Source organism: Arthrobacter sp. zg-Y916 (genome assembly GCF_020907385.1).
GTDB classification, from domain to species: domain Bacteria; phylum Actinomycetota; class Actinomycetes; order Actinomycetales; family Micrococcaceae; genus Arthrobacter_B; species Arthrobacter_B caoxuetaonis.
Window position 1 is genome coordinate 97,069 of sequence record NZ_JAJJOD010000006.1, and the last position, 25,862, is coordinate 122,930.

The 25,862-nt window shown below is 65.1% G+C and carries 23 protein-coding genes; 15 read left to right on the top strand and 8 right to left on the bottom strand.

Annotated features, from left to right (window positions below):
* The first annotated feature begins 109 nt into the window (after positions 1-109).
* Both LOC59_RS10605 and LOC59_RS10610 read left to right on the top strand, forming a co-directional pair.
* On the top strand, positions 110-1,072 hold the full coding sequence (locus LOC59_RS10605; RefSeq protein WP_229971863.1) for an endonuclease domain-containing protein: 963 nt from the start codon (positions 110-112) through the stop codon (positions 1,070-1,072).
* A 188-nt stretch (positions 1,073-1,260) separates the two neighbouring features.
* A complete protein-coding gene (locus LOC59_RS10610) occupies positions 1,261-3,045 on the top strand; it encodes an acetyl/propionyl/methylcrotonyl-CoA carboxylase subunit alpha (RefSeq protein WP_229971865.1) in 1,785 nt (594 codons plus the stop codon).
* A gap of 86 nt (positions 3,046-3,131) precedes the next feature.
* Here LOC59_RS10610 and LOC59_RS10615 read toward each other — a convergent pair whose 3' ends face one another.
* Positions 3,132-4,532, bottom strand: a complete 1,401-nt coding sequence (locus LOC59_RS10615; protein WP_229971867.1) for an MFS transporter — start codon at positions 4,530-4,532, stop codon at positions 3,132-3,134.
* A gap of 181 nt (positions 4,533-4,713) precedes the next feature.
* Positions 4,714-6,117: an NAD(P)H-quinone dehydrogenase gene (locus tag LOC59_RS10620; protein WP_227894972.1), complete on the bottom strand. Its 1,404-nt coding sequence runs from the start codon at positions 6,115-6,117 to the stop codon at positions 4,714-4,716.
* Between the two features lie 93 nt (positions 6,118-6,210).
* On the opposite strand from LOC59_RS10620, the gene LOC59_RS10625 reads away from it, so the two are divergent.
* Together LOC59_RS10625 and LOC59_RS10630 are read left to right on the top strand one after the other, a co-directional pair.
* A complete protein-coding gene (locus tag LOC59_RS10625) occupies positions 6,211-7,014 on the top strand; it encodes a purine-nucleoside phosphorylase (protein WP_227894973.1) in 804 nt (267 codons plus the stop codon).
* Positions 7,015-7,043: 29 nt separating this feature from the next.
* Positions 7,044-8,810, top strand: coding sequence for a phospho-sugar mutase (locus LOC59_RS10630; protein WP_229971869.1), 1,767 nt, complete (start codon positions 7,044-7,046; stop codon positions 8,808-8,810).
* A 9-nt stretch (positions 8,811-8,819) separates the two neighbouring features.
* Here LOC59_RS10630 and LOC59_RS10635 read toward each other — a convergent pair whose 3' ends face one another.
* The 3 genes from LOC59_RS10635 to LOC59_RS10645 form a co-directional block, all read right to left on the bottom strand.
* Entirely contained in the window at positions 8,820-10,391 is a 1,572-nt protein-coding gene (locus LOC59_RS10635) for a putative bifunctional diguanylate cyclase/phosphodiesterase (RefSeq protein ID WP_229971871.1), read from the bottom strand.
* A complete protein-coding gene (locus LOC59_RS10640; protein WP_229971873.1) occupies positions 10,388-10,816 on the bottom strand; it encodes a DUF7793 family protein in 429 nt (142 codons plus the stop codon). The genes LOC59_RS10635 and LOC59_RS10640 overlap by 4 nt, the downstream gene beginning before the upstream one ends.
* Positions 10,817-11,012: 196 nt before the next feature.
* On the bottom strand, positions 11,013-12,053 hold the full coding sequence (locus LOC59_RS10645) for a hypothetical protein (RefSeq protein WP_229971875.1): 1,041 nt from the start codon (positions 12,051-12,053) through the stop codon (positions 11,013-11,015).
* Between the two features lie 231 nt (positions 12,054-12,284).
* Between LOC59_RS10645 and LOC59_RS16670 the strand changes: the two genes are divergently transcribed.
* The 4 genes from LOC59_RS16670 to LOC59_RS10660 all read left to right on the top strand — a co-directional run bounded on the left by LOC59_RS16670 (position 12,285) and on the right by LOC59_RS10660 (position 13,874).
* Positions 12,285-12,419 carry a hypothetical protein gene (locus LOC59_RS16670; RefSeq protein ID WP_269440068.1) on the top strand — a complete coding sequence of 45 codons (135 nt, stop codon included), beginning with the start codon at positions 12,285-12,287 and terminating at the stop codon, positions 12,417-12,419.
* A gap of 148 nt (positions 12,420-12,567) precedes the next feature.
* Complete coding sequence (gene deoC, locus LOC59_RS10650; protein ID WP_229971877.1) at positions 12,568-13,275, top strand: deoxyribose-phosphate aldolase; 708 nt, start codon at positions 12,568-12,570, stop codon at positions 13,273-13,275.
* 41 nt (positions 13,276-13,316) lie between these two features.
* The gene (locus LOC59_RS10655; RefSeq protein ID WP_227894983.1) at positions 13,317-13,568 is read left to right on the top strand and encodes a hypothetical protein; all 252 of its coding nucleotides are present in this window, start codon (positions 13,317-13,319) and stop codon (positions 13,566-13,568) included.
* Between the two features lie 168 nt (positions 13,569-13,736).
* Positions 13,737-13,874 (top strand): hypothetical protein, encoded by a 138-nt coding sequence (locus tag LOC59_RS10660; protein ID WP_227894985.1) that lies wholly within the window; start codon positions 13,737-13,739, stop codon positions 13,872-13,874.
* A 23-nt stretch (positions 13,875-13,897) separates the two neighbouring features.
* Here the strand turns inward: LOC59_RS10660 and LOC59_RS10665 are convergent, their stop codons facing one another.
* Entirely contained in the window at positions 13,898-14,881 is a 984-nt protein-coding gene (locus LOC59_RS10665) for an SIS domain-containing protein (protein ID WP_229971879.1), read from the bottom strand.
* On the bottom strand, positions 14,851-16,077 hold the full coding sequence (locus tag LOC59_RS10670) for a hypothetical protein (RefSeq protein WP_229971882.1): 1,227 nt from the start codon (positions 16,075-16,077) through the stop codon (positions 14,851-14,853). The genes LOC59_RS10665 and LOC59_RS10670 overlap by 31 nt, the downstream gene beginning before the upstream one ends.
* 162 nt (positions 16,078-16,239) lie before the next feature.
* On the opposite strand from LOC59_RS10670, the gene LOC59_RS10675 reads away from it, so the two are divergent.
* From LOC59_RS10675 to LOC59_RS10690, 4 genes are read left to right on the top strand one after another with little or no spacing between them, the layout of a single operon-like run.
* Positions 16,240-17,328, top strand: coding sequence for a polyamine ABC transporter substrate-binding protein (locus tag LOC59_RS10675; RefSeq protein WP_227916481.1), 1,089 nt, complete (start codon positions 16,240-16,242; stop codon positions 17,326-17,328).
* A gap of 6 nt (positions 17,329-17,334) precedes the next feature.
* The gene (locus tag LOC59_RS16585) at positions 17,335-18,237 is read left to right on the top strand and encodes an ABC transporter permease (RefSeq protein ID WP_227916480.1); all 903 of its coding nucleotides are present in this window, start codon (positions 17,335-17,337) and stop codon (positions 18,235-18,237) included.
* Positions 18,234-19,082, top strand: coding sequence for an ABC transporter permease (locus LOC59_RS10685; RefSeq protein ID WP_227894993.1), 849 nt, complete (start codon positions 18,234-18,236; stop codon positions 19,080-19,082). The genes LOC59_RS16585 and LOC59_RS10685 overlap by 4 nt, the downstream gene beginning before the upstream one ends.
* Positions 19,079-20,200: an ABC transporter ATP-binding protein gene (locus LOC59_RS10690; protein ID WP_227916479.1), complete on the top strand. Its 1,122-nt coding sequence runs from the start codon at positions 19,079-19,081 to the stop codon at positions 20,198-20,200. Before LOC59_RS10685 ends, LOC59_RS10690 begins: the two co-directional genes overlap by 4 nt.
* Here the strand turns inward: LOC59_RS10690 and LOC59_RS10695 are convergent.
* Positions 20,179-20,790, bottom strand: coding sequence for a TetR/AcrR family transcriptional regulator (locus LOC59_RS10695; protein ID WP_229971884.1), 612 nt, complete (start codon positions 20,788-20,790; stop codon positions 20,179-20,181). The two genes, LOC59_RS10690 and LOC59_RS10695, sit on opposite strands and share 22 nt — an antisense overlap.
* 133 nt (positions 20,791-20,923) lie before the next feature.
* Here LOC59_RS10695 and LOC59_RS10700 point away from each other — a divergent pair, with 133 nt between their 5' ends.
* The 3 genes from LOC59_RS10700 to LOC59_RS10710 are packed head-to-tail and all read left to right on the top strand — an operon-like array spanning position 20,924 to position 25,173.
* Positions 20,924-22,189: a glycosyltransferase gene (locus LOC59_RS10700; RefSeq protein ID WP_229971887.1), complete on the top strand. Its 1,266-nt coding sequence runs from the start codon at positions 20,924-20,926 to the stop codon at positions 22,187-22,189.
* Between the two features lie 42 nt (positions 22,190-22,231).
* Positions 22,232-23,689: an aminobutyraldehyde dehydrogenase gene (locus LOC59_RS10705; protein WP_229971889.1), complete on the top strand. Its 1,458-nt coding sequence runs from the start codon at positions 22,232-22,234 to the stop codon at positions 23,687-23,689.
* A gap of 50 nt (positions 23,690-23,739) precedes the next feature.
* A complete protein-coding gene (locus LOC59_RS10710) occupies positions 23,740-25,173 on the top strand; it encodes an NAD(P)/FAD-dependent oxidoreductase (RefSeq protein WP_227916475.1) in 1,434 nt (477 codons plus the stop codon).
* Positions 25,174-25,862 lie beyond the last annotated feature (689 nt).

The window sequence follows — 25,862 nt, forward strand, 5'->3', positions numbered from 1 at the left end:
CCTTTCGACACACAGCGCTCCGGGCGGCAGGACGCTGCCGGGTTGCCGCAGAACGCCGCGACTGTGGATAACTCAAGCAGGAGATGCAGGTACAGGGTAGAAACGGGCAATGCGCACACCCCGGCCCCTTCCACATCCACTGTCTGATCCCTTTCTGGTTGAGCAGGCACTGAGCCTTGGTGTCACACCCGGACGGCTGCGCGGCTCAGATCTGCGCACTCCCAGTCGTGGAATCCGGGTACCGAAGAACACGAAGACCACGGGGACGCCTGCTGAGCTGGCTGCAAGCTGCCGACCCTATCTTGAGCTTTTCCCCGACGCCGTCCTCAGCCACACGACTGCGGCGAGGCTCCACGGCATCCCGCTGCCGCCGTCGTACCGGAACGAATCATTCCTGCATCTCACCCGCCCTCCGAACGCCGCGAGTACCACCCGCAGGCACATCCGCAGCCACCGGTCACGCCTGGAGGACTTCGACGTCGTCCAACCCGCGCCGGGGCTCCGGCTCACGTCTGAAGCGCGCACCTTTGCCGACCTCGCCCGGATCCTGGATCTGCCCGATCTCACCGCAGCCGGCGACTGGCTCGTCTCAGAGCATGGACGCAGCTATGGCCAGGTCCGTCATGCCGTTCTGGGTCTGGAGGAACTGCGCAGCTACGTCAACGGCCTGAGGTGGATTCCGGGCATACGAACTGCCCGTCGAGCCCTTGATCTGGTGCGCGTTGGCGTGGACTCCCCGCCCGAGACATACCTCCGGCTCATGCTGCACGACGCCGGACTGCCGGAGTTCCGTCCGAACATGCCGCTGCTGGACGCGGCCGGGAGGCCTGTCCTGTGGACTGATCTGGGTTGTCCGGAATTCCGCACCTGCGTGGAGTATGACGGCGCGCATCACCTGACCCCCGAGCAGCAGATGAAGGACCACAACCGTGACCTGCTCGTCAGTGAGCTCGGATGGCATCAGGTCAAGGTCTCGGCAGTGGATATGCGCCGCGGCTCCGCGTGGGTGGCGCCAATAGTCGCCCGGGGCCTGCGCCTTGGAGGATGGGTCCGAGAGCAAGGTGTCTTGTGAGGCGGACGTCCCGTTCGCGTCCACTCGGCGTCCCCGCTGAACCATCCTTCCGAACCACCCAGCGGAAACCCTCGTTGTAGGGTCCCCACAACTAAACCCGCCGCCCCACGCAGAAACAGCACGGTTTATGGCGGGACACGACAAAATCGCGCTAGGCTCCGAACAGATCAAAGGAGCCAGTGCATTTCATGAGCCAGAATACCGCCGCCCCGCTGGGGAAGGTCCTGATTGCCAACCGCGGAGAGATCGCCGTCCGGATTATCCGGGCCGCACGCGACGAAGGCATCGCGACTGTAGCCGTCTACGCCGACCCGGACCTGGACGCTTTGCACGTCCGCCTTGCCGATGAGGCGTATGCCCTGGGCGGCAGCACTGCCGCAGAGTCCTACCTGGACATGGACAAAATCCTGGCCGCGGCTGTCCGCGCCGGGGCAGACGCCATCCACCCGGGCTACGGCTTCCTGTCTGAGAATGCCGCGTTCGCCCGCCGGGTCATCGACGCCGGACTGACCTGGATCGGACCTTCCCCCGAAGCCATCGACCAGCTCGGAGACAAGGTCCAGGCCCGGCATCTTGCAGCTAAGGTCGGCGCTCCCCTGGTTCCGGGAACACCGGATCCCGTATCCAGCGCGGACGAAGTCCTTGCCTTCGCGCAGGAGTACGGCCTGCCCGTGGCCATCAAGGCGGCCTTCGGCGGCGGCGGACGCGGCATCAAGGTGGCCCGCACCCTGGAAGAGATCCCCGAACTGTACGACTCCGCTGTCCGCGAAGCCACTGCTGCCTTCGGCCGCGGCGAGTGCTTCATCGAACGTTTCCTCGATGCCCCGCGCCACGTCGAGACACAGTGCCTGGCCGACGCGCACGGCAACGTCGTCGTCGTTTCGACCCGCGACTGCTCCCTGCAGCGCCGCAACCAGAAGCTGGTGGAAGAAGCCCCGGCCCCCTTCCTCAGCGAGGACCAGGTCCGCGCCCTGTATGACTCTTCCAAGGCCCTGCTGCGCGAAGCCGGGTACCAGGGTGCCGGTACCTGCGAATTCCTCGTGGGCACCGACGGCACCATTTCCTTCCTCGAGGTCAACACCCGTCTCCAGGTTGAGCATCCGGTCTCCGAGGAAGTGACCGGCATCGACTTGGTGCGCGAGCAGTTCCGCATCGCCCGCGGTGAAGAACTGGGCTACTCCGACCCCGAAATCCGGGGCCACTCCATCGAATTCCGGATCAACGGCGAAGACGCCGGGCGCGGCTTCATGCCCTCCCCCGGCACAGTGGAAACCCTGCGCCTGCCCACGGGCCCCGGCGTGCGGGTCGATTCCGGCATCGAAGCCGGCGAGACGGTGGGCGGGAACTTCGATTCGATGCTTGCCAAGCTGATCGTCACCGGAGCCACCCGCACCCAGGCCCTCCAGCGTGCGCGCCGCGCCCTGAAGGAAATGGAAATCACCGGCCTGCCGACCGTGCTGCCGTTCCACGCCGCCGTCGTCGCCGATCCCGCCTTCGCACCGGAGCAGGGTCCGTTCAGTGTTCACACCCGCTGGATCGAGACTGAGTTCAACAACACCATTGAGCCCTGGTCCGGGGAACCGGCCAACGGGAACGACGACGACGGCGCACGCCAGCGCCACACCGTGGAGGTGGGCGGCAAACGGCTTGAGGTCGTGCTGCCGGCCGGCCTGGCGCCGTCGAACGGACGCAGCGCTGCCCCGGTCAACGGCAAGCAGCGCAAAGGCCGCGTCCGGACGTCATCCGCGGCGGCAACGGGCAATGAGCTCACGTCCCCAATGCAGGGAACCATTGTGAAGGTCGCCGTCCAAGACGGGACCGTCGTCGCGGAAGGGGACCTGGTGGTGGTGCTGGAAGCCATGAAGATGGAGCAGCCGCTCACCGCCCACAAGGCCGGCACCGTCACCGGTCTCACGGCACTGCCGGGAGCCACCGTCTCAGCGGGTGCTGTCATCGCTGCCATCGTGGACTAGGACGGCGTTTAGAACAGCACACCCGCAAGAAAGCAAAAGGCCCGGATCCACATGGATCCGGGCCTTTTGCTTACCAGCAGTAAGACCTAGCTGGAGTGGTTTACGTAGTCCACGTCCTTGGTTTCGCGGGTAACCCACAGCGCGATGAACGTCAGGATGGCCATCGATGAGAGGTAGATTCCCACCAGCCACGGGCTGCCGTCAGCGGCCTGCCACAGCGCCACTGCGATGAACGGGGCAACAGCTGCACCGAGGATCGAGGAAACGTTGTAGGCGATGGCTGAACCGGTGTAGCGGACATTGGTCGGGAACAGCTCCGGCAGTACGGCGCCCATCGGCCCGAAGGTCAGGCCCATCAGAGTGAAGCCGATGATCAGCAGCGCCATGGTGCCAACGAAGCCGCCGCCGAACAGCGGGTCGAACGTGAAGCCGAAGACGAAGATTGCTGCGGTGACCCAGAGCAGGGTCTTGCGGCGTCCGTACTTTTCGGCCAGCGGGCCGGCCACCATGGTGAAGATGCCGAAGAAGACGACGCCGACGATCAGCATGATCAGGAAGTCGTTGCGGGCGTAGCCGAGGCCTGCCGCGAATGTATCCGGGTCGAAGGCCTTCCCGGATGCTTCCGCCTTGGCGGCAGCTTCTTCCTCCGACTTGGCGGCGGTGCCGTAGGAGAGGGTGAAGGTGGTCATCAGGTAGAAGAGCACATAGGTGGCCAGCATGATGAAGGTGCCGGCGATCATCGGGCGCCAGGAGAACTTGAACGCAGCGGCCAGCGGCAGCTTGCTCACTTCACCGGAATCGACAACCTTCTGGAAGGCGGGGGTTTCGACCAGCTTCAGGCGGACGTAGAGGCCAATGATGACCATCACGGCGCTGGCGAGGAACGGAATGCGCCAGCCCCAGGACATGAACTGCTCTTCAGCCAGGTTGAAGCTCAGGATCAGGAACAGGCCGTTGGCCAGGATGAAGCCGATCGGAGCGCCGAGCTGCGGGAACGTGCCGTAGATGGCGCGCTTGTTCGCGGGGGCGTTCTCGGTGGCCAGCAGGGCCGCACCGGACCATTCGCCGCCGAGGGCCAGGCCCTGGGCAAAGCGCATGACGACCAGCAGGGCCGGGGCCCAGAAGGTCCAGCCGTCCATGTTCGCGGTCGGCAGGCAGCCGATAAGGAAGGTTGCGATGCCCATGGTCAGCAGGGACGCAACCAGGGTTCCCTTGCGGCCCACCTTGTCGCCGAAGTGCCCAAACACGATCGATCCAAGGGGACGGGCGATGAAGGCGACGCCGAAGACGGCGAAGGAGGACAGCAGTGCGGTGACGCCCTCGGCATTCGGGAAGAAGAGGATGGGGAAGACGAGGACTGCGGCGGTCGCATAGACATAGAAGTCGTAGAACTCGATGGAAGTGCCAACCAGGGACGCTACGATCACGCGTCCGCGGGAGTTGGCCGGTGCCTTTTCAGCTTCGGCGCTGGAAGTGTTTGTTGACATGGCAAGTCTTTCGGGTGCGGTTGGAAAGTACGATCATCCTAAAACCCGGCGTCCGCCATTCGGACATTTGTCCACAATGTGGACGTAACGTTGGACAAACCTTGAATTTCCGCGCAAAAAGGCCGCTCTTGGAACGTGGATCCGCCCGGAGGCGGGCTAACCCATCCCTTCGTGGCGGGAGTTAGATGTGCACGTGCAGGCGCCGTGCTGCCTCGGAGATGGAGCCGGTCAGCGACGGGTAGACCGTGAAGGTGTTGGCGACGTCGTCGACGTGCAGTTTCTGCGTGACCGCCAGCGCAATCGGGAAGATCAGTTCGGAGGCACGGGGACCGACGACGACGCCGCCGATCACTGTTCCGGAGCCCTTCCGGGCAATGATCTTCACGAACCCTTCCTTGACATCCATCATCTTCGCCCGCGCGTTGGTGTGCAGCGAGAGCTTGATGACGTCGCCCTGGTACCGTCCGGCGGCAATGTCCGCTTCAGACACACCCACTGACGCGATCTCCGGGGAGGTGAAGATGTTCGAGGCGACGTGCTTGAGCTTCAGCGGCTTCACGCTGTCCCCCATCAGGTGGGCGATCGCAATGCGTCCCTGCATCGCAGCGACCGAGGCCAGGTTGAAGACACCCGTGCAGTCACCGGCAGCGTAGACGTTCGACGCGGTGGTCCGGGAGACGCCGTCGACCTTGATCTGTCCCTGCTCATCCAGGGCGACTCCTGCCTCCTCGAGGCCGATGCCCTGCGTGTTGGGAATAGCGCCGACGGCGACGAGGCAGTGGGAGCCCTCAACCGTGCGCCCGTCGGAGAGCGTGACCCGCACCCCGTCACCGGTGTTCTTCACCGAATCGGCACGGGAACGGGAGAGCACGGTCATGCCGCGGGCCTGGAAGACGTCCTCCAGGACGCGGGCAGCGTCAGCGTCTTCGCCGGGCAGCACGCGGTCACGGCTGGAGATGAGGGTGACGCGTGCGCCGAGCCCGTTGTAGGCGGACGCGAACTCAGCGCCCGTCACGCCGGACCCGATGACGATTAGGTGCTCGGGAACCTCTGTCAGGTTGTAGATCTGCTTCCAGGTGAAGATCCGCTCGCCGTCCGGCATGGACGTGTCCAGTTCGCGGGGGTTGGCGCCCGTTGAGATCAGGAGGGCTTCGGCTTCCACCGTGGTGGTGCCTTCATCCGTGGCGACCTCGATCCGGCGGTTGTCGAGCAGCCTGCCCTCACCCAGAATCACCTTCACGCCCATGCGTTCCAGCGTCCGCCGGATGTCGTTGGACTGTTCCTTGGCCAAGGCCAGCAGGCGGTGGTTGACCATCTTCAGGTCCGCTTCGGCCGGCTTGGCAGCGTTGCCAAAGTCGACGCCGAGATTGGAGGCGGAGCTGAAACGGGTCATCACGTCCGCGGTGGCAATGAGGGTCTTGGAAGGCACGACGTCGGTGAGGACGGCGGAGCCGCCCAGCCCGTTGCGCTCCACGATGGTTACGTCTGCGCCAAGTGACGCTGCCACCATGGCTGCCTCGTAGCCGCCGGGGCCGCCGCCGAGGATCGCAATTTTTCGGGCAGTGAAATCTAGTTGGCTCGTCACAAGGGTCCATTCTGTCCCATCGGGGGGAACGTCTCAAACGAACCGCGCCCGGGACCGGCCGCGCCGGCCGCCAACAAGCGGTAAGTTGTACGGGTGAGCTACGACGATCCCTTTGAACTTGCCCAGCAGGCCGCAGCGTACATCGCCGAGAAAACCGGTGTACCCAGCCACGACATTGCCCTGGTCCTGGGCAGCGGCTGGGGGGACGCAGCAGACCTGATCGGTGAGACCACTGCCACGCTGCCGGCGTCGGACATTCCCGGTTTTTCCGCCCCGGCTGTCCAGGGGCATGTGGGGACCATCCGGTCCGTACTGACTCCCGGGGGCAAGCGCGCCCTCATCCTGGGTGCCCGCACGCACTACTACGAGGGCAAGGGTGTCCGCGCCGTCGTCCACGGTGTGCGGACCGCCGCTGCTGCCGGTGCGAAGGTCATGGTCCTCACCAACGGATGCGGCGGCCTGAACCTGGACTGGGCTCCCGGCACCCCTGTGCTGATCAGCGACCACCTCAACCTGACGGCCACCTCCCCGCTGGAGGGCGCGACGTTCGTCGACCTGACGGACCTCTACTCCCCCAGGCTGCGCGACCTCGCCCGGACCGTTGATCCCACCCTTGCCGAAGGTGTCTACGCCCAGTTCCCCGGCCCGCACTACGAAACACCCGCGGAAGTCCGCTATGCCAAGACCATCGGCGCGGACCTGGTGGGCATGTCCACCGCCCTTGAAGCCATTGCTGCCCGCCATGCCGGCATGGAGGTCTTCGGTATCAGCCTCGTGACCAACCTGGCCGCAGGCATCAGCCCGGAACCCCTGAGCCACCAGGAAGTGCTGGAAGCCGGCGCCGAAGCAGGCCCGCGCATTTCCAAGCTGCTCGCCGGCATCATCGGCGCCCTGTAGCACCGCCCGTATCCGATCTGAGGCACCCAATGACCTTGACTGCTATGGAACGCGAAGAACTGTTCAACGAAGCCCGGATCTGGGCCGATACGGACCCCGACCCTGCCACGGCCGCTGAGCTGCGGACCCTGCTGGCGGCAGCCGAGGCAGAAGCCGCTGCGGAAAGCGGAACAGCCGCGGCCCTGGAGGAACTGGCGGACCGGTTCTCCGGCACCCTGGAGTTCGGCACCGCCGGCCTGCGCGCCGCTCTCGGTGCCGGCCCGCGGCGCATGAACCGCGCCGTCGTCCGGCGCACCGCGGCCGGAATCGCTTCCTTCCTGCAGGACAGGTCCGAGGGGTGGATCCCCAGCGCAGTGATCGGCTACGACGCGCGGCACAACTCGAAGGCGTTCGCCCTGGAAACAGCGGCGGTCTTCAGCGCCGCAGGCATCGAGGCGTTCCTGCTTCCCTGCACGCTGCCGACGCCGGTGCTCGCCTACGCGGTCCGTGCCCTTGATACGGACGCCGGAGTGATGGTCACCGCCAGCCACAACCCGGCACAGGACAACGGTTACAAGGTCTACCTGGGCGGGCGCACGGTGAAGGGGCCGGGACGCGGTGCGCAGATCGTCCCGCCCTACGACGCCGAGATCGCCGCGCGCATCGACTACACGCTGCCGCTCTCCTCCATCGAGACTGCGCCGGAGGGCTGGACCGACGTCTCCGAGTCGATCGCGGCCGACTACATCAACGCCGTCGACGCGCTGGTGAACCACGACGGTTACCCGGCCCGGGACCTGAGGATCGTCCTCACCCCCATGCACGGTGTCGGCGGGGAAACCATGACGGCGGTCCTGCGCGACGCCGGATTCTCCTCGGTGAAGCTTGTGGCTGCACAGGCGGAGCCCGATCCCGACTTCCCGACCGTGGCCTTCCCCAACCCGGAGGAACCCGGAGCGCTGGACCTGGCAGTGGGCATGGCAGCCGAAACCGGTGCGGACATTGTCCTGGCCAACGACCCGGATGCCGACCGTGCTGCCGTCGCCGCCCAGGATCCTGCCACCGGCCAGTGGCGGATGCTGCGCGGGGATGAAACGGGGGCGCTGCTGGGTGCACACATTGCCGACCGGATCCGGTCCGGCCACCACAGGCTGCGCCCGGATTCCAATACTCCCGTCTTCGCAAATTCGATCGTCTCCTCCCGTTTGCTGGCCCGCATTGCCGCTTCGGCCGGATTCGCCCACCAGGAAACGCTGACCGGCTTCAAGTGGATATCGCGGGTCCCCGGACTTGTGTACGGGTATGAGGAAGCCCTGGGATACTGCGTGGCACCGGCGCTGGTCAGGGACAAGGACGGCATCTCCGCCGGCCTGCTGATCGCCGAACTTGCGGCCGCCCTGAAAGCTGACGGCCGCACCTTGTTCGATATGCTCGATGACCTTGCGCTGGAACACGGGCTGCATGCTTCAGACCAGCTCTCGGTGCGGGTGGAGAACCTCTCCCTCATTCCGCAGATGATGACGCGCCTGCGCGCACAGCCGCCGTCGTCCCTCGCCGGGTCCCCGGTGGTGAACGCCGTCGACCTCTCAGCCGGTTCCGAAGCGCTGCCTCCGACCGACGGCCTGCTCTACCTGACGGAGGACGGCACCCGGATCATCGTCCGGCCGTCGGGCACCGAGCCCAAGCTCAAGTGTTACCTGGAAGTCATCGAGCCGGTTGACGGCCGTGCCGGCCTGGCGCGTGCGCGTGCCGCCGCGGCGGACCGGCTGGCCGCTGCCAAGGAAGACATTGCTGCCGCACTGGGGCTGGAGGCCTGACCCGCCGCGCTACCCTGCTCCGCTGGAATTCGCGGGTGCCTGGACCAATGGAAGCACGGCTCCCGTTTCCAGGATGTCGGCAACCTGCCGCGCGGCGAGCGGCCTGCTGAAGTAGTACCCCTGGCCGCTTCGGCAGCCCAGGACCAGGAGGTCCGCGGCTTGGTCCAGGGTCTCGATCCCTTCGAAGACCGCTTCCATGCCGGCCGCCTGGATCAGGCCGTGGACCGCATCCACAAAGTGCCGCTGACCCGGATCAGCGCTGATGTCACGAATCAGGCTGCGGTCCACCTTCACGGTGTGGACAGGCAGCCGGCGCAGGTAGCTGATGGAGGAATAGCCTGTCCCGAAGTCGTCGATTTCAATCCCGACGCCGAGGGCACTGAGTGACCGGAGCGAGTACATTTCAACGTCACCGCCGCTGACGAACGCGCTTTCAGTGATTTCGATGATCAGGCGGCCCGGACTGATCCCGGTTTCGGTAAGCGCCTGCCGGACATGGTCCACCAGGTCCAGCCGCTGCAGTTCCATGGCGGAGAGGTTGACCCGGACTTTGAAATCCGGTTCCAGCGCCAGTTCCCCTTCCCAGCGGGCCACCTGTTCCAGGGCAGCCCGCAGCACCCAGCGCCCCAGATCCAGGATGATCCCGGTCTCCTCGGCGATGGGAATGAAGTCATCGGGCATAACGAGTCCGCGCTGCGGGTGCTGCCAGCGGATCAGCGCTTCCACGCCGATCATCCGGCCGCTGGCCAGCTCAACGACGGGCTGGTAATCCAGGAAAAGCTCATCTCGTCCCACGCCCTGGCGCAGCTCGGCAGCCATGTCACGGCGGAGCTGGCGGGAGTAGAGCATAACCGGCTCGAAAGCCTTGTTTTGCCCCCTCCCGGCTTCCTTCGCCGCGTACATTGCGGTGTCTGCCCGGACCATGATGTCTTCGGCGCTCTCCCCTGCCTGCCCGGCGTGCGCTCCGATGCTGGCACGGGGCCAGACGTCGAGCTCGTCGACCCTGATGCATTCGGTGAGGGCTTCCTGGACCCTTGCCGCCACGCCCATGGCCGCTGTGAGGCTCGTTTCGGGAAGCAGGACGGCGAACTCGTCGCCGCCGAGCCGGGCCACGGTATCCCCGCGGCGCACCGCCCAGCGGATCCTTCGTGCTACTTCAACGAGCACCTGGTCGCCGGTCTGATGGCCGAAGCTGTCGTTAATGTCCTTGAATGCGTCAAGGTCGATCATCAGGACGGAGGGACGCTTGGCGCCGTCCTCGGATGACAGGAGAGCTGCTTCGATTCCGTGCATCAGCGCAGTACGGTTTGCCATCCCGGTCAGTGCGTCGCTCATGGCCATGCGCTGCATTTGCCGGTGTGCTGCCTGCAGTTCGATGGTCCGCGACTCGACCCGTTCCTCGAACTCCTGGTAAACCGAATTAAGTTCTTCGGCCAGCAGGTTGATCCCGGTAATGACGGCGTCAACGTCGTCCCGGTTGGGCGAGGTGCGGATCCTGGTACTCAGGTCCCCAGCAGCGATCCGGACTATACCGTCGACTACCTGCTGCAGTCGTGTGTCTGCTGGCTGCCCTTCCGTCATTTCGTCCGGCTCTCCAGCCACGTCAGAGCTTCGCTCTTTGAGGAGAAGTACCGGGTGGGGCACGGCGGGAGGTCACCGCCCAGCAGGAAGTTTGCAATAACACGGTCCACCTGCGAGGTGCCGACGACGGCGACGGCGGATGCCTTGCGGGCCGCTCCGAAGACGCTGCGGGCGCTGCGGGTGAGGGATTCAACGCCCGTGATCTCCAGCAGCAGGGGAATAAACCCAGGCCCGGCGAGTTCGTCGAATTCCTCCGCTGCGCGGGCGGCGATCCCGCCGGTGATGACCTCGCCCGGCGGCAGGATGATGGTGGCAAAGCCATCCTCCGAAAAAACCTCGGCGTAGCCCTCTTCGCCCGGCCGGATCCCTCGGGTACCGGGAACAGCTTCCTCAGGCACCGGCGCTGCGCTGTCGATGACCGTCATGCGGCCCCTCCAGCCCGGGCTTTTCTGCATGCGCGGTCCGGTTCAGTGCCGTTCCACGGTTCGAGACCCAAAACTTCATGCTTTCCCATGTTTCCCCCCAAAAACCTAAGGTACCTCAGTCGTGCCCCCATTGTCCGGGCATTCCGTAATTTTCTGTTCACGCGCCGTGCGAATAAGAGGCCCCACGCGGCGGTTCTTATTCGACAGGTTCCGAAACGGCAGCTTGGCTGAGTTCCTCGACAAAATTTCGTGCCTGCACGGCCCGCGCCGGAGCCCCGGCTTTATCAAAAAGCGCGGCGCTCTCCAGCCCCCGACTGGCGGCTTCGACCAAATCGCCCGCATCAGCAACAATCCTGGCGTATAGCAAGACGGCGTCTCCATGGCTAAGCGGCGCCATTCCTCCCGCATGTTCGAGCACACCTTCCATCTGCTGGCGCGCCTCGACAGTATCGCCGGTCAGGTAACGCCAGAAAGCACGAATTAATGCGACATCCAACTCGTCCTGTTCGTTGCCGCCGGCGATTGACAGCGCCAACTCGGCCCGCTCAATGCACTGGAGGGTTTCCGGCTCTACCAAATTTGCGGACAGCCGCATGAACGCGGAGGCCTTATTGAACAGTGCCCACAAGTTGAGGTCATTGCTGGGTGAGAGGCACGACGCGGCTAGGCCGTGAAAGTGCGTGGCCTCCTCGTGTCGTCCCATGAGAAAGGCGACGTTCCCAATTGACCAATAGGCTTTCCCCGCCTTTTCAGCCGAGGTATCTCTGCCGATCATTGAAGCCAGGAGCTGCGCTTCTGACCATGCGTCTTCCAAGTCGCCGCTCTCAGCCAGGACGGCAACGAGAACTTGTTGGGCCTCTAGCTTTTCTTTGCTGTCATGCGCGGCTTCAGGCACTGTCAAAGAAGCTGACCTAGCCAGGACGAGAGCCTCGTGCAATTGTCCCGAGCTCCTCAACACTGCCGAAAGCAGCGCCTTGGCCCGGGTGGCAAGCTCAGGATCTTCTTGAGTCATTTCGTGGTCGGTGAGGACACGTGCAGTCTCTGCGCACGCATCCAGCTGGCCGAGCTCGATCTGGCATTCCCCGGAGAGGAACGTCATTCGCCACCAACCTGCATGGTCCTCTTTAGCTGCGGCAGACGCCGCAGCGGCACGAGCAGACACCATCGCTCTTTCGTAGTCCCGACGCTCCCATAGCTGGCGGGCCTTGTACTCGTTCAGTATGAAGTCATCCATCATTCAAGGCCACGGAACTTTCTCGGTATGTTGCCCGGCATTTCCAAGACACCGGAGTTCAATTGTGCCCCCCACAGAAGCGACTATGGTCCAACATTACGTACAGGTGTTGGAATCGGGACACCAAGACGCAAGATATCCTGAATTTTTGTATAGCGCCTACTTTTCTTCACCCGCGTGGGTATAGTTTTCTTACGTCAGCAACTTGAGCGTCACTCTCACTAGGAGAATAAAATGAAGAAACTGGGGGCCTCCCTTCTTCTCGCGGCAGCCATCACGGCCGTCGGCGTAGCAGCACCCGCTAATGCCGCTCCGTCGTTCGGCAGCGGAACGGTTGTTTCGCCGCTCATCGGCTGGTGGCCGTACTAAGCCTTTATTAAAGGGCTGGTTGTCGGTCGCCGGACCGGCAACCGGCCTTTTTCCGTTTCTGAACGGCATCCTTCCGTCTGACTCCCATCCCCACCTTCTCCCCTCCCTGCATATGGGAGACTGGAAGCCCAGTTTGGAAAGGACCGCCATGCCCACGAACGCCGCGCCCGACGAGACCCCGCAGACCGCAGACCTCGCCTCGTATATCGACCACACCCTGCTCAAGCCGGAGGCGTCCCGCGAAGACATCCTCCGAGTGTGTGAAGAAGCCGCCCAGTACGGTTTCAAATCCGTGTGTGTGAACCCGCTTTGGGTGAGCACCGTTCACACGGCCTTGAAGGACAGCGGCGTGGATACGTGCTCCGTCATCGGCTTTCCGCTTGGCGCCTCAACCACGGAGGTCAAGGTTTTCGAAGCCCAGGGTGCACTCCAGGACGGCGCGGACGAAATCGACATGGTTATCGACATTGCCGCAGCTCGCCGGGGTGACCGGGAAGCTCTGGTCCGCGACATCGCCGCCGTCGCCGATGCTGTCCACGAAACGGGTGCCATCCTGAAGGTCATCATCGAGACTGCGCTGCTGACGGATGAGCAGAAAGTCCTCGCCTGCGAGGCTTCGGTCGAAGCCGGCGCTGACTTCGTGAAGACGTCGACAGGCTTCAACGGAGGCGGGGCGACTGTGGAAGACGTCGCATTGATGCGCCGGACCGTAGGCCCTGACCTCGGCGTTAAGGCTTCCGGCGGCGTTCGCAGCCGCGAAGATGCCCTCGCCATGATCAACGCCGGAGCCACGCGAATTGGAGCGAGCTCCGGAATCGCTATTGTTAAGGGTGGTAACGGCGGGTCCGGCTACTGATCCGTCCGCCGCTGAAAACTTTTTGAAACGGAGAAACTCCCATGGCAGGAACCAAGGCCAAGCAGCCCACTCACTCGGGCGAAGGACACCTGGTCAAGAACCTCGTTACGTTCGTCGTCTTCTTCGGGCTGTTCCTCGCCTCGATTTACTCGCTGAACTGGCTGACCCTTGATGTTGTATGGCCGATGGTGGTCTGCCTCGTCGTCGGCACGCTCGTCTACCTGATCCCGTTCATGATGGGCCGCTCGGACTCCACGACTGAACTGGCTGAAGGCAAGTCGCACAACGAGTAGTCTTTCAGGCTTCTGATAACGGCAAAGGCACGCTGGTTCCAGCGTGCCTTTGCCGTTCCCGGACGAAATCCGGTACTTAGCGTCTCCCGCAGCGCGAGTAACATCCGGCAGGAAACAAGTAGTAAGTACTCTTAGTATCTACCGTCGCCCGTTCCTATTGTTGCGCGCATGAGCACAACACTGAGCCGCAGGGAATGGCGCCGGGAACGCAGCCGGCAGCAGCGCTTCACCCGAATCTCCTATTCAGCGATCGGCGCCCTGGTGCTGGCAGCGATGATTGTTTTCGCCGTCGCAGTCACCCAGTAGCCGGCGGGCCCTCCGGGAGGGCCTCAGACCCGGGAACTCCACGAGTGACGGGGATCCTTGGAATACCAGTCCCACGCCAGAAGCTCCGGCACCATGGTCTCCACCAGGACCGCCGTCAGCCAGTGCTCCTGGCCCTGATACTTCACCGACATCTTGGCTTCGGGGAAGCTTCCGCCCACTGCGACAATGGCTGCGCCGCGGGGGGCCATCCAATCCAGCGCCTGCTGGTCCCACGCGGAGCCTGCGAACATCAGGGCACGGTAGTCCAGCGTCTTGGACAAGTAGACATCGACGTGTGACCAGTCTCCCGTCTCGCTGCCGAACGCCGGCCGCCGGGGAACCTCGCGCAGCATCAGGGAACCCTGCTCTGCACTGGACCGCCGCTCAGCCGGAGCGAGCAGGAAGACACCGTCGGGTCCCAGCAACACGTCCGAGGCCTGGGGCAGCCAGTCCCCCGCAGAGGCCAGCAGCTCCCGGTTCCCTGCAGCGGCCAGGCGCGCCGTCTCGCCCAGCTCCCCAAACGAAGCGCCGAAGCTTTCCAGGAGGGCCGCCATGACCAGGACGGAATGCCGGAAGTTCCGGCAGGAGATTCCCGAGACCTCCTCCCCCACATTCAGCGGCAACACGAAGTCCGCCATGGCCGCGAGGCCCGAGTCCGCATTGTTCGTTACAGCCACCAGCCTGCCGGCGCCCTGGTAACGCTGGGCGGCAGCCAGCACTTCCACGCTGGAGCCGGTGGCAGAGACTGCTATGACCAGGAGGTCTGGCGCAGGGGCGGGCAAGAGCGCGGTGCTGGCCAGCTCGACCTGGACGTTCAGGCCGTCAGCCCTGGCCTGGCGTGCCACCGTGGCAGCGGCGTACGCACTGGAGCCCATCGCAAGAACCAGCAGACGGTTCGCTTTCGGCAGCTGCGCCAGGCCGGGGTATCCGCGCTCCAGCATCGGCGCGAGTTCTTCGAGATAGTCCGGGACCGTGTTCAGGTCCTCTGCAAAGCGGGCGGTGTCCACGCGGGCTCCTTGTGCTGTGATGTCTGGTCTGGGGGAAATCGGTGAGTGATGGCGCCGTCCGCGGCGTACCCCCAACGAGGCAGGAAGCGGTGCGCATAGATGAGTTCCCGAAGCAGCTGTTCAGCGATGAGCCCCGGGAGCATTGCCTCATCCAGAAGGTCCGGAACGCCGGCTTCCCGTGCTGCCTCGCGGTAGGACGCCACCATTTCCCCGGTGGCATCCCGCGACCAGCCGTACAGCCGCCGCAGTGCTTGCGGCTCCGATGCCTGGATCCTCTTGGCAGCAACAGACGCAACCATGTCGAAGCTTGCCGCAAGATGCGCGACGTCGCGGGCAGCCGTGTCCGGCAGATCACGTTCAGCAGCTGACAGCTGGGGATCGCCGTCGAAATCAAGCAGCCAGTAGTTCCCGCCGGCGCGCAGGATCTGCCCCACGTGCAGGTCACCGTGCAGGTCGAACGCCGGAGCTGCTGTCTCCGGAATCGCATCCAGGATGTCCTTCAGCGCTGACGCACGGCGGGTAAGCCGGAGGCCCGGGTCGCCGTCGGTCACGGACAGTGCCCGATCCAGGACGTCCGACGCCCGCTTCCGCACCTGCGCGGCCGCCGGCGGCGCGGCCGCACCCACTTCCAGCAGCACCGTGTGGACTTCGGCAGTAAGCCGTCCCAGCTCCGCCGGCCACCGCGGCGCCTCACCGCCCTGGAACCAGGACACGACGTCGTCCACTGCCCAGCTCCAGCCATCCGCTGCATCCGGAACGACGGCGCTGACCAGGGCAAGTGTCCCCTGCCCCCGCGTCGGGTGATGCCAGTCCAAGGACCCGAAATATCCCGGAACGGCCTCCACACCGGCTTCCGCGAGACGGGTCAGAAGCCGCGCCGACCGGTTCGCGCCGCCCCAGGAACGGACAAGCTTGACGATCTTGTCCCCGCCGACGACGACGGACAGGTTGGTCATGTCCACGGCGACAGCGGATTCGTCAGTGGCAGCAGCGGCGGCGGGCAGCGGAGTCCGCACTATTCGAAGCTCCCCGGGTGAGCATGCAAGGCCATCCGGCGCCCCGGACAGAACCGCTGCCACCAGGTCTGCGGCCAGCCCTGATCCCGCGGCAGCCGGCTCGCCGCCGGACCCCAAAGGAGTGAGCACGCCGTCGGTTTCCAGCCGGATGCGGCCGTGCGGGGTCCTTAGTTCATGCATAACCCCACCCTCACATTCCTTACACAAAAGTTTCAAGAACCGTTTGTTAAATGCTTGTTACAGCCTAAAACAACCGTTGTATTCCTTGAACTCTAATGCAAAGATCAGTTCACCAACCACAGCCGAGGTGACGTGTGCCACTCACGTCCAGAAGGAGTGACCGTGAGTTTCGAGCACATCAAGCGCAGTGCTGTCGCCGTGACAGCAGTCCTGGCGCTGTCTGCCTGCGGCGGCGGAAGCCAACCAGCGGACCTGGATCCCGAGGCCGACATCAGCCAGCAGGAGCTCGTGGTCGGCATCTGGGCCGACTACTACCCCGAGGACCTCGCGGAGACCTTCGAGGCTGAGACCGGTGTGCCGGTGCAAATCGTCCACCACGCCACGAATGAAGAAATCATGGCCAAGCTGACCGCCGGCGGCGACTCCGGGATCGACGTCGCCTTCGTCTCCGGCCAGTACGCCCAGGCCCTCAATGAAGGCGGAATGCTCCAGGAACTGGACCACTCCCTCATTCCCAACATTGAGAACCTCTACCCGGAGGCCATGGAAATGGCATACGACGACGGCAACGCCTTCTCCCTGCCGTACGCCTGGGGCACCACCGGCCTCTGCTACCGCTCGGACCTGCTGCCGGCGGAGCCGACGTCCTGGAACGACCTCCTGGAACCGTCCGCGGAAGCAGCCGGGAAGACCACCATGCTCTCCACCGAACGCTGGATGGCCCTGCCTGCCCTGAAGGCGCTGGGCTACTCGGTGAACTCCGAGGATCCCGCTGAGCTCGAAGCAGTAAAGGAGCAGCTCACCGCCACCAAGCCCACCCTGCTCTCCTTCGATGACACCACCTTCTACTCCAAGCTCGTCACCGGCGAAGCCGTGCTGACCGAAGCCTGGGACGGCTGGTGCAACTACGGCATCGCCGAGGACCCGAACATCAAGTTCACCGTTCCCGAAGAGGGCAGCGACCTCTGGGTGGACACCATGACCGTGCTGAAGTCTTCGCAGAACAAGGAAGCTGCCATGGCGTTCCTGAACTACGTGCTGGAACCGGAGGTTCATTCCTGGGCCGCGGAGAACATCCTCTACAAGGTGCCCAACAAAGCCGCCATGGAGGCGCTGGATCCGGAACTGCTGACCACCTACCCGAACCTGGCCATGACCCCTGCTGAGCTGGCGGAGCAGGAAGTCATTGTTGACCTGGGCGACTACAGCACCGAGTACACCCGCCTCGCCACGGAAATCTCCGCGAAGTAGCTTCCCGTGCCTGCTTTCCGTTCCCCGGCCTCCGGCGCCGTCTGGCGCCGGAGGCTGGCCGGACTTCCGATCCTGGGGCCCGGCGTTATCGTCCTGTTTGTGCTGGCGGTCCTGCCGGTAGCGCTGGTCACCGTCTACGCCTTTTTCGAGCGCGGCCGGTTCGGCGGCGTCGAATACAACTTCACCCTGGACAACTTTGTCCGGCTGGCGGACCCGCTCTACCTGGGCGTGGTGCTCAAATCCATCCTCATCGCCGGCGCTGCCACGGGCATCGCCCTGCTCATCGGCTACCCCGCGGCGCTGTTCATCTCGCGGCTGCCCAAACGCTGGCGCACCCTGGCACTGATCGCCGTCCTGCTGCCGTTCTGGACCAATTTCCTGATCCGCACCTACGCGTGGATCCTGCTGCTGAACAATGCCGGCTGGATCAACCAGGGACTGCAGTGGCTGGGCATCACCAGCGAACCGGTGGCCATGCTCTACACCGAGCCGGCCGTCGTCGTCGGGCTCGTCTATATGTACCTGCCGCTGATGATCCTGCCCCTGTACGCCTCCCTGTCCTCGCAGGACCCGCAGCTGACCGAAGCAGCCATCAACCTGGGGTCCTCCCCGTTCCGGGTCTTCCGCACCATCACCCTGCCGCTCTCCGCTCCCGGGGCACTGACCGGCTGCATCTTCGTGTTTGTGCCGGCCATGGGCAACTTCATCATTCCGGAGCTGATCGGCGGCGGTAAGACCGTGCTGATCGGCAACCTCATCCGCGACCAGTTCCTCAAGGCCCGCGACTGGCCCTTCGGCGCGGCGCTGGCGCTGGTCATGACCGCGTTCCTGGTGCTCCTGCTGGTGCTGCAGCAGCGTGCCTCCCGCGCCGTCAGCGAAGGCAAGACCCCACGGAAGGCGGACGCATGAGCACCACCGCAGCCACATCCGGAGCCGCCGCAGGAACTCAGGCAGCGCACAGGCTACGACGCCGCGGCGCACGGCCCGGGCGCAGCTGGCACCTGCGGGTGCCGTTCTGGGGCGCCATCGCGTTCCTGTACCTGCCGATCCTTGTAGTCACGGCCATGTCCTTCAACGCGTCTTCCAACCTGTTTTCCTGGTCCGGGTTCTCGCTGAAGTGGTACGCGGAGGTCTTCCGCTCCCCGGAGATCCTCGCGTCCCTGGGCAACACCCTGGTGGTGGCCGCCGCAGCTGCCGTCCTGGCCACCGTGCTGGGCACGCTGACCGCCGTCGGCATCCACCGCTACACGAAGGGCGGGCTGATCCGTGCGATCGCGATTGCGCCGGCCATGCTGCCGGACCTGCTCCTGGCGATCGGGCTGCTGAGCCTGTTCACGCTGCTGAACTTCACGCTTGGCCTGCTCTCGGTGATCCTGGCGCACACCGTGTTCGCCATGGCGTTTGTCACCGCGATCGTCCTGGCCCGGCTGGCCCAGGTGGATCCCAGCCTGGAGGAGGCTTCCCGTGACCTGGGTGCCTCCCCGGCACGGACGCTGCTGCGGGTCACCGTTCCGCAGCTGGGCCCGGCGATCATTTCCGGCGGGCTGCTGGCCTTCACCCTGTCCCTGGACGAATTCGTCATCGCTTTCTTCACTACCAGCCCAACTGTCTCCACCCTGCCCATCAACATCTACTCGATGGTGCGCTTCGGCGTCTCCCCCGAGATCAATGCCCTTGCCACCATGCTGCTGGGCCTGACCGTCCTGGCGGTCCTCGGCACACAGCGACTGACCAAGATTGCGGATTCTCTATGACCACCGGACCTGCTCCCGTTCCCGGACCGCAGCCGCTGCTGGCGCTGCGCGGCCTCAGCCACAGCTACGGCTCCGTCCAGGCCCTGCACGGAATCGACCTGGATATTGCCGACAATGAGTTCTTTGCCCTGCTGGGCCCTTCCGGCTGCGGCAAGAGCACCCTGCTGCGTTCCATCGCCGGCTTCGAGACGCCCGCCGAAGGAGAGATCCTGCTCGACGGCGGTCCGCTGACCCGGCTGCCGGCCCACCGACGCCCGGTGAACATGATGTTCCAGTCCTATGCACTCTTCCCCCATCTGAGCGTGGAGAAGAACGTGGCCTACGGGCTGGAGGCGGAAGGCACCGGCAAAGCAGAGGTACGCCGCCGGGTCGGCGAGGTACTGGAGACCATCGGACTGACAAAATTCGCCAAACGCAGGCCCAGCCAGCTCTCCGGCGGCCAGCGCCAGCGGGTTGCCCTGGCCCGGGCAATCGTCAAGCGTCCACGACTGCTGCTGCTCGATGAGCCGCTCTCGGCCCTGGACCGCAAGGTCAGGGCGGAAATGCAGCTGGAACTCAAGCGGCTGCAGCATGAGGCAGGCATGACGTTCGTGGTGGTCACGCATGACCAGGAAGAAGCCATGTCCATGGCGGACCGCGTGGCAGTGCTGAACGGCGGCCGGCTGGAGCAGGTCGATACGCCCGTCGGCCTCTATTCGGCACCGGCGTCCCGCTTCGTCGCAGACTTCATCGGTTCCGCCAACCTGCTCGACGGCACGGCAGTGGCCGGGGGCATCCTGCTGGAATCCGGACTGGTACTCGCGGCGGACCACGGGCTTTCCGCGGGGAGCGCCGCTACGGCGGTCATCCGCCCGGAGGATGTGGTCCTGACCGCGCCCGGGGCCGGAATCCTGGACGGAACGGTGCTGGACACCTACTTCCTCGGAGGCACCTCCACCGTGGCGGTTCGGGTCTCGGGTGTTCCCGCCCCCTTCATCTGCACCCTTCGCTCCGTCCACGTGCCGCAGCGCGGCTCGGAGGTCGGGCTAATCGTCGACGCCGCCCGCACGGTTGCCGTTGCCGATGACCGCGGCGCAGGACCGCTGGAGGCAGCCGCTCAGGAAACCGTCAGCTCATGAGCGGTGGCAATACGGGCATAGTCGGCAATCAGGCCTGCGGCGGCTTCGGCATCGATGCTGGGGTGGCGGGCAATGATCCGGTAACCGTAGGCATCTTCCAGGGCCACGAGGTTGCGGGCCACGGTCAGCGGGTCCTGGGCCAAGGTGAACACGCCGCGGGCAGCGCCCTGTTCGAGGACCACGAGGTACATGCCGACCTGCCGCTCGTACAGCGAGGTCAGAAGAGTTGCCGTCACCGGATGGTTGCCCGCAGACCCGCCCAGGGCACAGAGCATGGCGACCTGCGTGTCGTCCGGACCGGAGGGCAGGCCGGAGCGGATCAGGGCCAGCAGCCGGGCAGCCGGGTCATCCGGCAGCGAAGCGAGCATCTGCACCCGCTGTTCGTAGAAGCGCTCCATGGCCTCCCGGTTGGCCTCGAGCATCAGGTCCTCGAGGTTCGGGTAGTAGTACAGCACCGCCCCGCTGGTCAGCCCGGCTTCCTCCGCGACGCGGTTCAGCCGCGCACCGTCGGGGCCGTGCTTGGCCACCGCCCGCTGCGCGGCCGCCACGATTTCGCTGCGGCGTGCGGTCTGGTTCTTCGGGCGTGCCATGTGAAACCTTCCTCGATTGCTGATTTACCACGATAGGGCACATTCGGCGAAACACGAACTTCCACAAAAGTAATTTCAATCACCCACTGTTTCCAGGAGGCACCCGTTGACAAATTCACGGACTTTTCTTTTCATGCCGGAAAGCGCTTACGGCCCTACGAATAATTGCATTGGTATTGGTAATGAGCTCCTCAAGCGCGGCCACCGTGTTGTCTTCGCGGCGGAGTCTTCGTGGCGCGGCAAGCTTGTCGCGCTTGGGTTCGAGGAGGCCCTGGTGGACTTCGCCCCGCCGGCGGACGAGCCGGAGGACGCCGGGGCGGGAGATTTCTGGAAGGAATACATCAAAGCCATCTCCCCGGAATTCCGGAAATCAACCCTGGAGCAGGCCGAAACGGTTATCCGGCCCATCTGGGAAGGTGCAATTGACGGCGCCAAGTACTGCGAGCCTGAATTGCGCCGCATCATTGCGGAAGTAAATCCCGATGTCATCATTGAAGACAACGTGGTTGCCTTTCCCGCGCTGGTAACCGCCGGGAAGCCGTTCGTCCGGATGGTCTCCTGCAACCCGCTGGAGGTAACCGGTTCCGGGATTGCGCCTGCCTATTCCGGGCTGGGCCGGGACGACGAAAGCGCCTGGGAGGAATACCGCGCCGAATACGAGCGCACCCACAAGGACCTTTGGGAAGACTTCAATGCCTGGGTCCAGGAGCAGGGTGCACCCGCGCTGCCCCGCCTTGAGTTCATCCATTCCGGCGTCCACAACATCTACGTTTACCCCGAGGAGCTGGACTACACCGGCAGCCGTCCCCTCGGCGAGGACTGGACCCGAGTGGACTCCGCAGTGCGGGAAACCGAATCCGCTGTAGAGCTTCCGCCGCACTTCCTGGACGGCACCAAGCCGCTGGTCTACTTCAGCCTGGGCTCCCTGGGCGGCGCCGACGTCGAACTCATGCAGCGCACCGTGGACATCCTGGGCACCGCCGGGGAGTACAACTTCATTGTCTCCAAGGGTCCGCTGCATGAGGAGATCACCCTCGCGGAGAACATGTGGGGTGCGGAGTTCCTGCCGCAGACCCGCATCATTCCCCTCGTGGACCTGGTCATCACCCACGGCGGCAACAACACCACCACCGAGGCCCTGCACTTCGGCAAGCCGATGATTCTGCTGCCCCTGTTCTGGGACCAGTACGACAACGCCCAGCGCGTCCATGAATCCGGTTACGGCCGCCGGCTGGACACCTACACCTGCACGCCGGAGGAACTGCTGGGCACGATCTCCGACCTGCTCGGCGACACGGAGCTGCTGGCCCGCTGCCGTGCAGCCGGGGAACGGATCCGCGCCGTGGACGGCCTTTCCGCCGCGGCCACCGCCCTGGAAAACGTCGCCGCTTTCCACTGACCGCACCACATCACCAGATCACCACCAATGCAAGGAACCACCATGGCCTCCGGAACTTTCATCTCCAACGACTACCGTGCCTCCGCCGGCGAAGTGCAGGAACTTATTAATCCAGCCACCGGCGAAGTCTCCGGCACCCTCCCCGCCTCGACCGTGGACGACGTCGACTCCGCCGTCAGCGCCGCCCGCGGCGCCGCGGCAGGCTGGGCAGCCCAGACCCCGGGCCAGCGTGCCCGTGTGCTGCTGAAACTCGCCGATGCGCTCGAAGCCGACGGTGAAGCGCTCACCGAACTGGAAGTCACCGAGGGCGGCAAGCCCTGGACCACCGTGCTGGACGGGGAGATCCCCTTCGGGGCGGATAACCTGCGCTTCTTCGCCGGAGCGGCCCGGTCCGTGGACGGCACCGGCGCGGGAGTGTTTTCCGACGGTTACACCTCCATGATGGTCCGCCGGCCCGTGGGTGTGGTCGCCGGGATCACTCCATGGAACTTCCCGCTGATCATGGCCCTGTGGAAGGCCGGCCCCGCGCTGGCGGCCGGCAACACCGTGATCCTCAAGCCTGCCCCGCTGACTCCGGGATCCACCCTGCGGCTGGCTGAGCTTGCCGCCGGCGCGGGCCTGCCCGCGGGCGTATTGAACGTGGTCACCGGCGGCGGGGACATCGGTTCCGCGCTGGCAGGGCACCGCGGCGTGGACATGGTCTCGGTAACTGGTTCCACTGCCACCGGACGCGCCGTGATGCAGGGTGCCGTCAAGGACGTGAAGCGGGTGCACCTGGAGCTGGGCGGCAAGGCCCCGGCCCTGGTCTTCGCCGACGCCGACATCCCCCAGATGGCCCGCGCCGTCGCCCTGGGCGCAACCTACAACACCGGCCAGGACTGCACTGCCGCTACCCGCGTCTACATCCACCGGAGCATTTTCGACGACGCCATTGCCGCCCTGCGTGCAGAGCTGAAGGGCATCAACATCGGTGATCCGCACGATCCCGCCACCCACATCGGTCCGCTGATCTCCGCCGCACACCGGGAGAAGGTGGCCGGCTTCATCCAGCGGGCGGTCGACGGCGGAGCCCAGGCCCTGGAGGGCGGCTCCCCGCTGGCGGGCCCGGGCTTCTACTTCCCGCCCACCCTCGTGGTGGGCGCTGCGCAGTCCTCCGAACTGGTGCAGGGCGAGATCTTCGGCCCGGTGCTGGTGGCCCTGCCCTTCGATTCGGAGGATGACGCCGTCGCGCTGGCCAATGACAGCGCCTACGGCCTGGCGTCCTCCGTCTGGACCGCCGACGTCGGGCGTGCCATCCGCGTCAGCCACCAGCTGGAAGTGGGCGTCACCTGGATCAATGACCATCTGCCGCTGGCGTCCGAGGCTCCGCACGGAGGTGTGAAAGGCTCGGGATTCGGCAAGGACATGAGCATCGAACCGCTGCTGGACTACTCCGTGACCCGCCACCTCATGATCCGCCACGCCGTGCCGCCGGAAACGACGGGCTACCGCCCGGCCTGACCCGCGCCCTGCATACACCTGCGAACCACCACCGATCGAAAGCAGATACCGTGCCCCGCACCACCCCAACCACCTATGAGCTAGCCGAGCAGCGCATCCCGGCCGCCGCCGTCACCGCTGCCCTTGCCTCCGCCGCTCCTGCTCCCTACTGGCTGGACCGTCCCGAACGGCCTGCTCCCCTTCCGCCGCTGGAATCCCGGATCTCCGCTGACCTTGTTGTGGTCGGCGGCGGGTACACCGGGCTGTGGACCGCTTTGCTGGCCAAGGAACGCAACCCGTCCACCATCGTGGTGCTTCTCGAGGGACAGGAAGTGGGCTGGGCGGCGTCGGGCCGCAACGGCGGTTTTGTCTCCGCCAGCCTGACCCACGGCTACAGCAACGGGGTCAAGCACCTGCCCCAGGAGGTGGACCTGCTCAAGGACATGGGGGCCGAGAACCTGGCCGAGTTCGCCCAGGCGATCCAGCGCTACGGCATCGACTGCGACTTCCAGTGGAACGGCACCCTGGCACTGGCCACCGATCCGCACCAGGTGGACTGGCTGCGCGAGGAAGCCGGGCACGACGGCGTCGAGTTCTTCGATCAGGAGCAGGTCCGGGCCGAGGTGAAGTCACCGCTGTATCTGGCCGGCGCGTGGAACAAGAAGGGCAGCGCACTGGTTGATCCGGCGCGGCTGGCCTGGGGACTGAAGCGTGCCTGCCTGGAACTGGGCGTGCAGATCTTCGAACACTCCCCCGTGCGGTCGCTGGCTAAGTCCGGGTACGGCGTCGAAGTGGAGACCGACGGCGGCACGGTGTCCGCGGCGAAGGTCGCCCTGGCAACGAACGTTTTTCCGTCGCTGCTGCGCCGGGCGCGTCTGCACACGGTGCCCGTCTACGACTACGCGCTGATGACCGAACCGCTGACCGAGGCGCAGCTGGAATCCATCGGCTGGTCCCGGCGGCAGGGGCTCGACGACGTCTCGAACCGCTTCCACTACTACCGCCTCACGGAGGACAACCGGATCCTCTTTGGCGGCTATGACGCGCCGTACCACTACGGGCGCAGCATGAAGCCCGAGTACGACCAGAGCGAGGAGTCCTTCCGCCGCCTGGCTGCGCATTTCCTGGCCACCTTCCCCCAGCTGGAAGGCATCTGCTTCACGCATAAGTGGGGCGGGGCGATCGACACCTGCAGCCGGTTCTTCTCCTTCTTCATGAAGGCCTACGGCGGACGTGTTGCCTATGCCGCCGGGTTCACCGGCCTGGGTGTTGGCGCCAGCCGGTTCGCGGCCAATGTACTGCTGGACCTGCTCTCCGGTGTCCAGACCCGGCGCACTTCCCTGGAACTGGTGCGGAAGCTTCCGCTGCCCTTCCCCCCGGAGCCGGTTGCCTGGCTGGGCGTGAAGATCACAACCGCTGCCATGGTCCGCTCCGATCGCCGGCAGGGCAAACGGGGTCCGTGGCTGAAGCTCATGGATGCCGTGGGAATGGGGTTCGACTCCTAGCCCTTTCGCCGCGCCTCCCTTTTGGGCCCCATCTCCGGGGGCCCTTTGGAGTGCCCGGCATTTCGGCCGCGTGCCTCCTTCGGCCCTGTTCCCCCTCCCGAAGGAGGCACGTTTTTTGGTGTGCAGTTTAGGGGTGGTGTGCGGGGGCTGTGCGGCTGGGCTGCAGCGGGGGTGGTTGCGCGTGTCTACCGGACCGTGTGCCCGAATCTGACCGCGAACCCCGTTACGCCTGGGCACCCCGGCTCCCAACCACGATTACGCATCTATCGCGCATGTTTGGGCTTCGGCTGCTGGGCTGGTTGCGTGTCCGGAGCTGACCGGTGCGGCCCTGCCCATCCTCTGCTGCGCTGACGCAGTTACCAGCCACCCCGAATCTTTTGCTGCAATAACGCAGTTACCAGCCCTTTCACGGAGCCTCTGCTGCAATAACGTCGCTCTGAAACGGTGAAAGGGACGTCAGCGCAGCAATGAATACCAGTGCTACCCGCTCAACAGCGTTATTGCGACAACGGATTCCGCTGCTGGCACCCGGCGGTCAGCAGAGCTGCCCAGGTTCCAACCCATGTGGCACCTGTGACTGTCCGGATCACACCAGTCCCACCGACCACGACAGCGGGGAAGCGGTGCGCTGCCGGCCCGCCTGATATGCGGGCGGGCGGCTTCCTCCTAGCAACCTTTGGGGAGATAAC

Coding starts and splice junctions, on each gene's coding strand:
- LOC59_RS10605 (WP_229971863.1), top strand. CDS start 110: ATGCGCACACCCCGGCCCCTTCCACATCCACTGTCTGATCCCTTTCTG.
- LOC59_RS10610 (WP_229971865.1), top strand. CDS start 1,261: ATGAGCCAGAATACCGCCGCCCCGCTGGGGAAGGTCCTGATTGCCAAC.
- LOC59_RS10615 (WP_229971867.1), bottom strand. CDS start 4,532: ATGTCAACAAACACTTCCAGCGCCGAAGCTGAAAAGGCACCGGCCAAC.
- LOC59_RS10630 (WP_229971869.1), top strand. CDS start 7,044: ATGACCTTGACTGCTATGGAACGCGAAGAACTGTTCAACGAAGCCCGG.
- LOC59_RS10635 (WP_229971871.1), bottom strand. CDS start 10,391: ATGACGGAAGGGCAGCCAGCAGACACACGACTGCAGCAGGTAGTCGAC.
- LOC59_RS10640 (WP_229971873.1), bottom strand. CDS start 10,816: ATGACGGTCATCGACAGCGCAGCGCCGGTGCCTGAGGAAGCTGTTCCC.
- LOC59_RS10645 (WP_229971875.1), bottom strand. CDS start 12,053: ATGATGGATGACTTCATACTGAACGAGTACAAGGCCCGCCAGCTATGG.
- LOC59_RS16670 (WP_269440068.1), top strand. CDS start 12,285: ATGAAGAAACTGGGGGCCTCCCTTCTTCTCGCGGCAGCCATCACGGCC.
- deoC (WP_229971877.1), top strand. CDS start 12,568: ATGCCCACGAACGCCGCGCCCGACGAGACCCCGCAGACCGCAGACCTC.
- LOC59_RS10655 (WP_227894983.1), top strand. CDS start 13,317: ATGGCAGGAACCAAGGCCAAGCAGCCCACTCACTCGGGCGAAGGACAC.
- LOC59_RS10660 (WP_227894985.1), top strand. CDS start 13,737: ATGAGCACAACACTGAGCCGCAGGGAATGGCGCCGGGAACGCAGCCGG.
- LOC59_RS10670 (WP_229971882.1), bottom strand. CDS start 16,077: ATGCATGAACTAAGGACCCCGCACGGCCGCATCCGGCTGGAAACCGAC.
- LOC59_RS10685 (WP_227894993.1), top strand. CDS start 18,234: ATGAGCACCACCGCAGCCACATCCGGAGCCGCCGCAGGAACTCAGGCA.
- LOC59_RS10690 (WP_227916479.1), top strand. CDS start 19,079: ATGACCACCGGACCTGCTCCCGTTCCCGGACCGCAGCCGCTGCTGGCG.
- LOC59_RS10695 (WP_229971884.1), bottom strand. CDS start 20,790: ATGGCACGCCCGAAGAACCAGACCGCACGCCGCAGCGAAATCGTGGCG.
- LOC59_RS10700 (WP_229971887.1), top strand. CDS start 20,924: ATGCCGGAAAGCGCTTACGGCCCTACGAATAATTGCATTGGTATTGGT.
- LOC59_RS10705 (WP_229971889.1), top strand. CDS start 22,232: ATGGCCTCCGGAACTTTCATCTCCAACGACTACCGTGCCTCCGCCGGC.